The sequence below is a fragment of the Dermacoccus sp. CCH2-D9 genome, assembly GCF_001556795.1.
In the GTDB taxonomy this organism is placed as follows: Bacteria; Actinomycetota; Actinomycetes; order Actinomycetales; family Dermatophilaceae; genus Dermacoccus; species Dermacoccus nishinomiyaensis.
On sequence record NZ_LSJT01000072.1, the window covers coordinates 18328 to 29345 of the forward strand.

The 11018-nt window shown below is 67.5% G+C and carries 10 protein-coding genes, 2 pseudogenes and 1 other annotated feature; of the genes and pseudogenes, 1 reads left to right on the forward strand and 11 read right to left on the reverse strand.

What is annotated here, in order from left to right; genetic code table 11:
- Nucleotides 1-2 precede the first annotated feature (2 nt).
- The 7 genes from ccsB to AX669_RS06640 form a co-directional block, all read right to left on the reverse strand.
- On the reverse strand, nucleotides 3-1094 hold the full coding sequence (gene ccsB, locus AX669_RS06610) for a c-type cytochrome biogenesis protein CcsB (protein WP_062257368.1): 1092 nt from the start codon (nucleotides 1092-1094) through the stop codon (nucleotides 3-5).
- Nucleotides 1094-2839: a cytochrome c biogenesis protein ResB gene (locus tag AX669_RS06615; protein ID WP_062257370.1), complete on the reverse strand. Its 1746-nt coding sequence runs from the start codon at nucleotides 2837-2839 to the stop codon at nucleotides 1094-1096. The genes ccsB and AX669_RS06615 overlap by 1 nt, the downstream gene beginning before the upstream one ends.
- On the reverse strand, nucleotides 2839-3597 hold the full coding sequence (locus AX669_RS06620; RefSeq protein WP_082740664.1) for a cytochrome c biogenesis CcdA family protein: 759 nt from the start codon (nucleotides 3595-3597) through the stop codon (nucleotides 2839-2841). The genes AX669_RS06615 and AX669_RS06620 overlap by 1 nt, the downstream gene beginning before the upstream one ends.
- Complete coding sequence (locus tag AX669_RS06625) at nucleotides 3594-4196, reverse strand: TlpA disulfide reductase family protein (RefSeq protein WP_062257372.1); 603 nt, start codon at nucleotides 4194-4196, stop codon at nucleotides 3594-3596. Before AX669_RS06625 ends, AX669_RS06620 begins: the two co-directional genes overlap by 4 nt.
- Complete coding sequence (locus AX669_RS06630; RefSeq protein ID WP_082740665.1) at nucleotides 4193-4912, reverse strand: histidine phosphatase family protein; 720 nt, start codon at nucleotides 4910-4912, stop codon at nucleotides 4193-4195. The genes AX669_RS06625 and AX669_RS06630 overlap by 4 nt, the downstream gene beginning before the upstream one ends.
- Nucleotides 4909-6234 (reverse strand): glutamate-1-semialdehyde 2,1-aminomutase, encoded by a 1326-nt coding sequence (gene hemL, locus AX669_RS06635; RefSeq protein ID WP_144707582.1) that lies wholly within the window; start codon nucleotides 6232-6234, stop codon nucleotides 4909-4911. Before hemL ends, AX669_RS06630 begins: the two co-directional genes overlap by 4 nt.
- A 213-nt stretch (nucleotides 6235-6447) precedes the next feature.
- Nucleotides 6448-6918, reverse strand: a complete 471-nt coding sequence (locus tag AX669_RS06640; RefSeq protein WP_062257374.1) for a MarR family winged helix-turn-helix transcriptional regulator — start codon at nucleotides 6916-6918, stop codon at nucleotides 6448-6450.
- 190 nt (nucleotides 6919-7108) lie between these two features.
- Here AX669_RS06640 and AX669_RS06645 point away from each other — a divergent pair, with 190 nt between their 5' ends.
- Complete coding sequence (locus AX669_RS06645) at nucleotides 7109-7639, forward strand: YceI family protein (RefSeq protein WP_062257376.1); 531 nt, start codon at nucleotides 7109-7111, stop codon at nucleotides 7637-7639.
- Between the two features lie 183 nt (nucleotides 7640-7822).
- Here the strand turns inward: AX669_RS06645 and AX669_RS06650 are convergent, their stop codons facing one another.
- From AX669_RS06650 to AX669_RS06670, 4 genes and pseudogenes are all read right to left on the reverse strand, one after another.
- A complete protein-coding gene (locus AX669_RS06650) occupies nucleotides 7823-8311 on the reverse strand; it encodes a hypothetical protein (RefSeq protein ID WP_144707583.1) in 489 nt (162 codons plus the stop codon).
- 501 nt (nucleotides 8312-8812) lie between these two features.
- Nucleotides 8813-9145, reverse strand: a pseudogene (locus AX669_RS06655) (superoxide dismutase); the annotation flags it as partial.
- A gap of 33 nt (nucleotides 9146-9178) precedes the next feature.
- A protein-coding gene (locus tag AX669_RS06660; RefSeq protein ID WP_231729455.1) for an IS3-like element ISPfr12 family transposase occupies nucleotides 9179-10443 on the reverse strand; the annotation gives its coding sequence in 2 pieces (ribosomal slippage) (nucleotides 9179-10140 and nucleotides 10140-10443; 1266 coding nt in all).
- Nucleotides 10010-10144: a sequence feature (AL1L pseudoknot), on the reverse strand. (Overlaps the previous gene by 135 nt.)
- Before the next feature lie 31 nt (nucleotides 10444-10474).
- Nucleotides 10475-10786: pseudogene (locus tag AX669_RS06670) on the reverse strand (superoxide dismutase); the annotation flags it as partial.
- Nucleotides 10787-11018 lie beyond the last annotated feature (232 nt).

Consider the following 11018-nt stretch of genomic DNA (forward strand, 5'->3'; position numbering starts at 1 on the left):
GATCACAGCCCCGAGTAGGAGTGCTGGCCGACGAAGAACACGTTGACGACGCCGTAGTTGATGAGGATGCACGCGAAGCCGACGAGGACGACGGCGGCGGCCTTGCGTCCGCTCCACCCGACCGTCACGCGGCTGTGCAGGTACGCCGCGTAGACGATGAAAATGACGAGCGACCATACTTCCTTCGGGTCCCAGTTCCAGTAGTGACCCCAGGCCTCCTGCGCCCAGATGGCGCCGCACAGGACGGTGAACATCCACAGCGGGAACGCGATGATGTGCACGCCGTAGGCGAGGCGGTCGAGGGTCTCCGAATCGGGCAGCGAGCGCAGGAAACCGCCGCTCTTGCCCCTCTCCTCGCGCGTCTTCTGGGCGAGGTACAGCGCTGTGATGACGAAGCCGATCGTGAACAGGCCGACGGACAGCGTCGCGACCGTCACGTGGATCGACAACCAGTACGACTGCAGCGACGGCATGAGCTTGCTCGCCTCGGTGTAGTACACCTTCGCCGCGAGGATGAGGAACAGCGTCGCGGGCAGCGTGACGAACGCGCCAAGCCAGCGCACGTCCTTTCGCAGGCTCCACAGCAGGAAGCACACGAGCAGGAACGCGGTACCGGCGAGGTCGAACTCGTACATGTTGCCCAGCGGCGGGCGGTGCACGGCGAGCGATCGCATGACGATGCCCGCGATGAGGAACGCGGCACCCAGCCACGTCAGCGCCATGCCGGTGCCGGCCCACTGACGCTTGTGACCGTCGGCCGGGACGTCGGGGGTGCCGTCGCCGTCGAGGTCACGACGTTCGCGGGTGCGTTCGAGCACCGCCGTCGCACCACCGACGCTGGCCGTCGACGTCGCTGCCACGCCGGCGCTCGTGGCCTCGTCGGCCTCGGCTGCGCTCTCCGCGCCGCTCTCGACGGCAGCGTCATCGGCCGCGCCTCGACGTCCGGCCCGCGCCTGACGGCCAGGGGCCTGGGCGAGGTCGACGCAGAACGAGAGCATCGCGAGGGTGAGGACGAGCGCGGCCGCATACACGGCGCGCGTGGAGTTCTGCGCGAGGGTGCTGTGCGCCTCGTCGATGAATGCGAAAGCGGACATCATGCCTTACCTGTCGTCTTCGTGGTGGGGGCCGCCGCGCGGCTGATGCGTTCGAGGATGTCGTCGACCGCCAGCGCGAGACGAGGATCCTCACCCTTGGCGAGCCCACCGATCTCAACCACTGTACGCGCGTCGGTGTCGCCATCCGTAGCGGAACGGACGCGGACGAACACGCGCCGACGACGGATCGTCAGGGAAAGCACGAGGCCGGCGAGTGCGAGGACGCTGAACAGTAGGGCCGGCCCCTTGCCGGGGTCGTGACGAATCGACAGCCCCGCCCACCGTGGCGCCGCGTCGAACGTCACGGAGCCGAGGTTGTTCGGCAGCTGCACCGTCTGGCCGAGGGCGAGCTGCAGACGCACCGGCTGGCCCTTCTCGTCCTTGAGCTGCGTCATCGTGCCGGTGTCGAGGCTGAACACCGACTGCGGGCGACCGTTCGGGTACAGGTCGCCCGTGAACGCCGTGAGGTACAGCGCCGGCGCCTTGGCGTCGGGGAAGGCCGAGCTCGGGCCCAGGTTCGGGTCGAGGTAGGCCGTCGGCAGGAAGAAGCCGGTGAGGCCGATCTGCTTCGGTGAGGCGCCCGAGATCTTGAATGCGCCGGTCGACTTGTACTTGTTGTCGATCGACAGGAACGGCGTGGATTCGTCATACAGGACGTTGCCCTTCGCGTCCTTGAACGTGATCTTCGGGGCGTAGCCGTTGCCGAGCAGGTACACCTCGCCGCCTCCCACCTTCAGCGGGTGGTTGACCTTGATCGTGTCCTTCTTCCACGCGCTGTTCGCCGACTCCCGGTAGTCGACGTCGGCGGTGAAGTCGCGCGGTTGACCCCACTGGCTGCTCGTCGGGTCGACGTTGCTCTCGAACGTCACCTTGAGCGTGTTCATCTTGAGCGCCCAGTCGGGGATGTCCTGCTCCGCATCGACCCACGGCCCGAGCTTCAGGGTGTCGTAACGCGACGGCGTCGAGGCAAAACCGCTGCCCTCGGGGACGATGACGTCACCGCGCCAGCCCCAGACGTGCCCGGCCGCGACCGAGACGATGATGCCGATGAGGCTGAGGTGGAACAGCAGGTTGCCCGTCTCGCGCAGCATGCCGCCCTCGGAGGCGACCTCGAACTCGCCCGTGCCCTTGCGCAGCGCGAACCGCTTGCGCCGCAGGACGGTACGCGTCGCGGCGATGACCTGCTCGGGGGTCGCCTCGAGCGTCACCTCGCGGTGCGCGGGAAGGCGTGAGAGGCGGCGGGGTATCGCGGGCGGGCCCTGTCGCATTGCCTTGTAGTGCACCCGGACGCGCGGGATGATGCAGCCGACGAGCGACACAGTCAGCAGAAGGTAGATGGCGGCGAACCACGGCGAACTGTAGACGTTGAACATGCCGAGCCGGTCGAGCCACGGCGCCAGATCCGGATGATCGAGGCGGTACTGCGTGACACGCTGCTCGTCGATCGAGTGCTGCGGGAAGATCGAGCCCGGCACGGCCCCGACCGCGACGAGCAGCAGGAGGAACAGCGCCGTGCGCATGCTCGTCAACTGCCGCCAGAACCAGCGCAGGCCGCCGAGGAACCCGAGACGCGGCTGCGTCACCGTCGCCCGATCGTCCCGCGAGGACGTCTTCGTCGAGTCTGCGTCGGCCGCATCGTCACGGGGCACGTCGTTGCGCGCCGCACCGCCCATGGATGCCTCGCCGTGAGCAGCGTCGTCGACGCGGAACGCGCCGGGTTCGGGGTTGTCTGACGTCTTGGCCACTAGATCACCGGTTCGAACTGATTGACGAGATGGGTCTGGATGTCGGCGATGAGCGAGTTCCACAGACCCGTCACCATGAGCACGCCGATGGCGATCATGAGGCCGCCGCCGACGAGCTGGATCGGACGATGCCGCGCGCGCAACCACTTCGAGGCGCGCTCGGCGCGGCTCCAGCCGGCCGCGATGAGAATGAAGGGGATGCCGATGCCCAGGCTGTAGCAGGCGGTGAGCAGCAACCCGCGCCCGTTGACGCCGCTCGATCCAAGTGCGGTGTTGGCCGCGAGGATCGCGCCGTAGACCGGCCCGACGCACGGCGACATGCCGAGCGCGAACACCGCGCCGAGCAGCGGAGCGCCGAGCAGCCCCGCGGCCGGGCGCCAGCGCACGTTGAATCCGCGCTGGCCGAGCACGCCGAGGAACAGCAGGCCCATGACGATGACGAACACCCCGCCGACGCGTAGCAGCAGCGTGTCGTGGGCGCCGACGGTGTCGACGAAGAACGACAGCGCGGCCTGCAGGCCGACGAACACGACGGAGAACCCGAGGACGAACAGGCACGCGCCGAGGATGATGCGGGTGCGACGCTTCTCGTCGGTCAGGCCCGTCACGTAGGCGAGGAAGCCTGGTACGAGTGGCAGCACGCACGGCGAGGCGAACGAGACGAGCCCCGCGAGCGCAGCGAAGAACATCGCGAGCGGCAACGCGCCGTCCGCGACGATCTGTCTCGGCGAGTCGCTCGCCGCGAGCAACGCGATCAAGCCTTCTCCGCCAGCACCTTGTCGACCATGTTGCGCACCGTCGTCTCCGTCGTCGCCCCGCTGACGCGCGCGGCGATGCGGCCCTGCGCGTCGAGCACGAGCGTCGTCGGGGTCGCGGAGACCTTGCGCTGCAGGCCCTGCAGGTTGGCGCCGTCGTCATTGGCCAGGGACGGGTACGTGACGCCCCACTTCTTCAGGGTCGAACTGGCGACGGCGTTCGAGTCACGCTGGTCGATGCCCATGAACACGACGTTCTTGCCCGACTTCTCGTACGACTGCCACGCCTTCTGCAGGTGCGGCATCTCGGCCTGGCACGGGCCGCACCAGGCGCCCCAGACGTTGAGCACGACAACCTTGCCGCGAGCCTGCTCCACGTTCCAGTCGGTGCCGTCGAGCAGCTTGCCAGTCAACGTGACGGGCTTGTCGCGCTTGGCTGCGGGAAGCTCCTCGACGGTTCCGTCGCCGCCGACGTAGCCCTTCTGGTCCTGCGCCTGCTTGCTGATCTCGTCGTTCTTGCCGTCACCGCACGCCGTCGCACCGAACGCCAGGGCACCGGCAGCGATGACGGCGGCGGCGCGCCGGGTGATGCTGCTGCTCATGCTCCCACCGCATTCGTCGAGGCGGCGAGCAACCGGCCGGCGGGTTCGGTGTAGCGCACGTCGGTGATCTCATCGTCGATGAACTCGATCGTCGTCACCGACGCGAGCGTGCACTCGCGCGAGCGCGGGTCGTGCCACAGGCGCTTGCCCTCGGCGAAACGACGCGCCGTCCACACCGGCAGCTGGTGGCTGACGATGACGGCCTCGTGCCCGGATGCCGCATCACGAGCATCACGGATCGCCGCATCCATGCGCGCGGCGATCTCGTCGTACGGCTCGCCCCAGCTGGGGCGGAACGGGTTGGTGAGCTTCGGCCAGAAGCGCGGCTGCATGAGCTGCTTGGGGTTCGAGCCCACCGTCATGCCCTCGAAGTCGTTGCCTGCCTCGATGACACGCTCGTCGAGCGTGACGGGCAGAGCGAGCTTGTCGGCGATCGGCGCCATCGTCTCCTGCGCTCGCTCGAGCGGCGAGCTGACGAGGTGCGTGACGTCGCGTGGCGCCAACCACTGGCTCGTCAACTCGGCCATCTCGTGCCCGAGCTCAGAGAGGTGGTATCCATCGAGGCGCCCGTACAACACCTTCTCGGGGTTGTGGACCTCGCCGTGGCGCACGAGGTGCACGAGCGTCGTGACGGGCACCCGCGGCTCGCTGACGGGGGCGGGCGACGGCTGCGGCGTCCGCGACGGATCGGAGGTGGCGTGCTCGGACATGCTCACAGTGTCGCAGCCGAGTCTGTGGACGCCGCGGCGCGCGCCGCGGTCGGCAGCGCTTCGACGATGTGCGCGACGGCCTCGTCGTCGTGGCTCGCGGAGACGAACCAGGCCTCGAACGACGACGGCGGCAGGTGCACGCCCTGGGCGAGCATCGCGTCGAAGAAGCGGGCGAAGGCATAAATGTCCTGTTTCTTGGCGCCGTCGTAGTTCGTCACGGCCTCGTCGGTGAAGAAGATCGAGAACATCGAACTCGCCCACTGCACCTGGTGCGGGACGCCGGCCTTCGTCAGCTCGCTCGAGGCCGCATCGGCGATCGTGTGTGCGACGCGGTCGAGGTGCGCGTAGACCTCCGGCGTGCAGGCCTGCAGCGTCGCGAGGCCGGCGGCCGTCGCGATCGGGTTACCGGCGAGGGTGCCCGCCTGGTAGACGGGGCCGTCGGGTGCGAGCAGCTCCATGAGGTCGCGACGCCCACCGAACGCGGCAGCCGGGAAGCCGCCGCCCATGACCTTGCCGAACGTGAACAGATCTGGCGCCGTCTCACCCTGCTGGCCCTCGTGACCGAACCAGCCGGCCGCGGAGCAGCGGAAGCCCGTCATCACCTCGTCGGAGATGAGCAGAGCTCCGTGCTTCGTGGTGATGTCGCGCAGCGCCTTCGTGAAACCGGGCGCCGGCGGCACGACGCCCATGTTGCCCGGCGAGGCCTCGGTGATGACGGCGGCGACCTTGTCACCGTGCTCGGCGAAGGCCGCGTCGAGCGCGTCGACGTCGTTGTACGGCAGCACGATCGTCTCTCCCGCACTCGAGGCGGGGACGCCGGCCGAGTCGGGCAGGGCGAACGTCGCGAGGCCGGAGCCGGCGGAGGCGAGCAGCGCGTCGACGTGGCCGTGGTAGCACCCTGCGAACTTGACGATCTTGCTGCGCTGCGTCGCGCCGCGGGCGAGACGGATGGCCGACATCGTGGCCTCGGTGCCGGAGGAGACGAGGCGTACCTGCTCGACCGGCTCGACGCGGCTGACGATCTCGGTGGCGAGCGCCACCTCGTTCTCGCTCGGCGTGCCGAAGCTGAACCCGCGCGACGCGGCCTGCTGCACCGCGTCCATGACGCGCGGGTCGGCGTGGCCGAGGATCATCGGCCCCCACGAGCAGATGAGGTCGACGTAACGGTTGCCGTCGACATCCGTCAGCCACGGCCCCTTCGCCTCACGGATGAAGCGCGGCGTGCCGCCGACGGCGCGGAACGCGCGCACCGGGGAGTTGACGCCGCCTGGGGTGACCGAGCGGGCGTGATCGAGCAATGCCTGAGACGTCGAGGTGTTCTGGCTCATGCGCATCATTGTTCCATCGCGCACTGACAACCCCCTCCACGCCGGTCCCCTCGCGGCCCGTGAGGCCCACCACAGCAGCGTCGCGTTGTCGCACCCGCGACGGGGACGGCCGGTGCGCGCCGTCGCAGGGAACGTCCCGTCATACTCCTCGCTCCGGGCGTGGCAGGTGGTGCCTCGACACACCGTGCGCGGGGTGGTGGCGTGCTCCGGTCGTCAGCGCTCGCTGGCCTCGACGGCCTCGCCGACGCGGCGCATGGCATCCCCGAGGCTCGCGAACTGACGCGCGGGCATCGTGTCGACCATGAAGGCGCGCACACTCGCGACGTGCACCTTGGCTGCCTCGTGCAGGGCCTGCAGCCCGTCCTCGGTGAGGACGAGTTCGACGCCGCGCGAGTCGTCGAGGCAGGGCTGACGCTCGACCCAGCCGCGCCGTTCGAGGCGGTTGGCGGTGTGCGTCAGCCGGCTGCGTGACTGCACGACGATGGTCGCGAGCGCACTCATGCGCAGGCGCCGACCCTCCGATTCGGAGAGCATCGAGAGGATCTCGTACTCGGCCAGCGACATGCCGTGGGCGAGCAGTTCACGATCGAGCGCCGTCTCGAGCGCCCGCGCGCCGCGCAGATAGTGGCGCCACGCAGCCTGCTCGGACTCGCTCAACCACGCCGTCTCGCCACCTCGCGTCACGCTACTCGCCTCTCCTGCAACCGATTCCTCAACAGACCTAGTATTCCCGGTGTTCACCGTCAGTTCCACACGAACCCCCTGTTGGGGTGTGGAATGGAATACGCGCCCCGGGTATGTAGTTGAACATTCAACAACACTCCGCTACGGTGAGTGCATCGCACATCAACGATCCAAAGGAAAGGGGCTCGTCATGGCCTCCCTCAACACCCTCCCCACCGGCACCTGGAACATCGACCCGGCGCACACGGAGATCTCGTTCGTCGCCCGTCACCTCATGGTGACGAAGGTGCGCGGCAAGTTCACCGACTACTCGGCGACGGTCGTCGCCGCCGACCCGATCTCGGATTCGAGCGTCGAGTTCACGGTGCAGACCGCGTCGTTCGACACGGGCAGCGCCGACCGTGATGCGCACGTCAAGTCGGGCGACTTCTTCGACGTCGAGACCTACCCCACGATGACGTTCAAGGCCACGCAGATCACGGACGACGAGATCACGGGTGACCTCACGATCAAGGATGTGACGAAGCCCGTCACGTTCAAGTACGACTTCAACGGTGTCGCGACCGACCCGTGGGGCGCCACGCGCGCCGGTTTCGAGGCGTCGGGTGAGATCAACCGCAACGACTTCGGCATGACGTTCAACGCTCCCCTCGACGGTGGCGGCGTCTTGATCAGCGAGAAGATCAAGATCAACCTCGACCTCGAGTTCACGAAGGCCTGACGTCGATCAAGCGAGCGTAGGTAGGACCGCAGCGTTGTGTTCGTCGAGCCCGGCGCGGGTGGAGTCACCGCAGCGAAGCGAGGATGGCTTCACCCGCGCCGGGCGCGGACGACCGCATGTCATGCAAGGATCCTGCCGAAGCGAGCGTTGAGGAGTCAGGCCCGGAAAAAGACCTGACGTCGATCAAGCAACCCCAGGGGTTGTGTAGGTTCGTGCTTCATGGAACACGAACCTCCACAACCCCTGCGTTGATGAGGGCTGCTTCGATCTGGTCGAGGAAGGCATCAGGGTCGCTTTGCGCAGGCCGATGTCGGGAATGCGCAGGACGCGATCGCCGTGGAGGGCGACGGCGTTCTGCCGCAGCGCGTCGGCGATCGGGTTGGCGCCGCCCTGGTGGTGTGCGCCGTCGATCTCGGCGACGAGGCCTGCGGCGTTCCAGCGTGCATCGAGGTACCAGCCCCCGTCGGGGCCCTGGCGCACGACCTGACGATCCGGCAGTGGAGACCGGCGTCGACGCGGGTGCGCGACGAAGGCGAGTTCGTCGATGGATTGCGACCCACCGCCGATGTCGCGGATGAACCCGGCGATGGCACGTCGTCGCCGCAGCGTGGGGTGCATCTGCGACGCCGTAGAGAGCCACTCAGGTGTGGTGAGGCGCTGTTGCACCGTCATCGCGAGCAGCGCCCCGGCCGCGTGATCCGTGGCGGCGAAAGAGGCGGCACGAATGGCTGCGACGTCCTCGCGCGCCCGAATTGATGACCTTCGCCGCGATGGGCGACTTCACCTCGTGCCACCCCGCGCGACGCACGTGCAGCGCCTGAGTTCCGAGCGGTACCGCAGCATCCCGGCACACGAGCGTACGCACGTGGTGACGCTCGACGCCTCGCTCGCGCAACTGAACGCGGCCGACGACGCCGCACGAGGCCACGGCCAGGTCAGCCGCCACCTGCGTTGCACTCACTCGCTCCACAGTCATGGATCCAGCCTGACGCGCGCGCCGCGCCCGGCGCCATCGACGCCGGCCCACCCTGGGGCCTCCCCCACCTCACGATGACGCCCACGATCGTCACCGCCGGGAATGACAGCCGCAGACGCCGACAAGGGTTGAGGAGGTTCGCGCCCCCCCTGGAGCGCGAACCTCCTCAACCCTTGCGTCGATGACTGATGCAGCGGTCAGACGATGAGACCGGGCGTCTGCTTCGACGCCTTCTCGAAACGCGCCTGCACGTCAGCCCAGTTGACGATGTTCCACCACTGCTTGACGAACGTCGCCTTGTCGTTCTTGTACTGCAGGTAGTAGGAGTGCTCCCACATGTCGAGCATGAGCAGCGGAACCATGCAGATCGGCACGTTGCCCTGGTGGTCGAAGTGCTGAACGATGTACAGCTTCTGCGCGACCATGTCCCACGTCAGCACCGACCAGCCGGCACCCTGCACACCGAGGGCGTTGGCCTCGAACTGCGCGCGGAACTTGTCGAGCGAACCGAAGTCGGCGTCGATACGAGCCGTGAAGCGCCCTGGGTCTGATGGAGACTCGCGCTATTTGATTCCGATCAGCAGATTGCTGTCGTTGGGGACAGCATAGAACGCGTTCTCGAACTCGGCGGGTGGGACGTCTCCGAGGTATCCGTGGAGGCGCTGCGTGTTGTGCCAGTGCACCCAGCCGAGCGTCGCGAGCTCGAGATCCTCGACCGTCTTCCACGGTCCCGAGCGGGTGGGCCCGCGAACCAACTCGGCCTTGTAGTAGCCGTTCACCGTCTCGGCCAGGGCGTTGTCATACGAATCGCCGACGGTCCCGATCGAGGGTGTCGCACCGATCTCTGCGAGGCGTTCGCCGTAGCGAATCGATGTGAATTGAGAGCCCGCGTCGCTGTGACACCGCAGATCCTCATGGTGGGCGCCTCGGGACCAGCGCGCCATCTCGATCGCGTCGAGGACCATCTCGGTGCGCATATGTGACGCGACCCGCCACCCCACGATCATCCGGGAGAACGCGTCGATGATGAAGCAGACGTAGGCGACGCCAGCCCAGGTGGGCACGAATGTCAGATCGGTCACCCAGAGCCGGTTCGGTGCCGTCGCGGTGAACTCCCGCTTGACCAGGTCCGGGTGCCGCGACGACGCCGGGTCCGGCCGCGTGGTCTTCACCCGCTTCGACCGCCTCGCACCTTCGATCCCTGCGACGCGCATCAGCCTCGCGGTCTGGTCGCGGCCGATCATGATGCCCCCACGCCGGGCAGCCTTCCAGAGCTTGCGGACCCCGTAGACGCGGTAGTTGGCCTCCCAGATCTCGACCAGCTGCGGGATCAGTTCCTCGTCCCGCAGCGCACGGGCAGAGGGCGCACGGGTCTTGGCGGCGTAGTAGCTGCTCGGAGCCACCTGCAACAGTCTGCAGATGAGCTCGACTCCGAGCCGGCGACCGTCCACGACGTCGTCCTTGTTCGCGTCGATGAACGCGACTACTTCCGGTAGTGGCGGTCGAGCTCCGCCCCGAAGAAAGACGCCGCCCGTTTCAGCACCTCGTTGGCCCGGCGCAGCTCCCGATTCTCTTGCTCGAGCTCTTTCACCCGCTGCTCCTCCGCCGAGCTCACACCGGGGACGACACCGTCGTCGACGTCGGCCTGCTTGACCCACATCCGCACGGACTCGACCCCGTAACCGAGCTGCGTCGCGACCCGCTGCACCGTCCCCTGCGTGACGCCCAGCTCCGTGCGCAGCGTCCTCACCATCCGCACCGCGGCGGCCTTCTCCTCGACCGAGTAGCGACGCGTCGTCGGCTTCCCATTCGCCAGTTCCTTCGGCATAACCCCATCCTCGTTTCCAAGGTCAGGAGTCTCCAACAAACTCAGGGCGCTTCACCGCGAGATCACCAACGGGCTTGTCACCACCGTCAGGCGACATGTTCGTCCAGAACACCGAGTGATTGACGTGGCCACCGAGGTGGAACGCCAGGTTCTTCTCCAGCGTGCCGAGGAACGTGAACTCCTCCTTGTCACGCATCTCCGACAGCTGGTCGACGGCCGTGTTGATGCCCTTGACGTACGTCGCGTGGTGCTTGTCGTGGTGCAACTCCATGATCTCGCCCGAGATGTAGGGCTCGAGAGCTGCGTAGTCGTAGGGAAGTTCCGGGAGCGAGTAGTCAGCCATGACCCCACGCTACCCACCTGCGACGAAGTCGCAATTAAGGCATACCTCGTCAGATGCGATACAGTCGCACCTGGGACGGGGAGCGCGAGAGGCCACGAGCAACAACTCGTGGCCTCTCGTCATGCGTGACGCGTTGGGCTGGGCGCCCGATCGGGTCCTCAGCACGCGTCAGATCATCAGCGCACGATCTTTTTGACGCGCTTCCTCAACGCTCGTTAAAACCTTCGCAACC

What these genes read in the sequence shown, in the direction of transcription:
- AX669_RS06625 (WP_062257372.1), bottom strand. Translation starts at nt 4,196, where the DNA reads ATGAGCAGCAGCATCACCCGGCGCGCCGCCGCCGTCATCGCTGCCGGT.
- AX669_RS06650 (WP_144707583.1), bottom strand. Translation starts at nt 8,311, where the DNA reads ATGACGGTGCAACAGCGCCTCACCACACCTGAGTGGCTCTCTACGGCG.
- ccsB (WP_062257368.1), bottom strand. Translation starts at nt 1,094, where the DNA reads ATGTCCGCTTTCGCATTCATCGACGAGGCGCACAGCACCCTCGCGCAG.
- hemL (WP_144707582.1), bottom strand. Translation starts at nt 6,234, where the DNA reads ATGAGCCAGAACACCTCGACGTCTCAGGCATTGCTCGATCACGCCCGC.
- AX669_RS06645 (WP_062257376.1), top strand. Translation starts at nt 7,109, where the DNA reads ATGGCCTCCCTCAACACCCTCCCCACCGGCACCTGGAACATCGACCCG.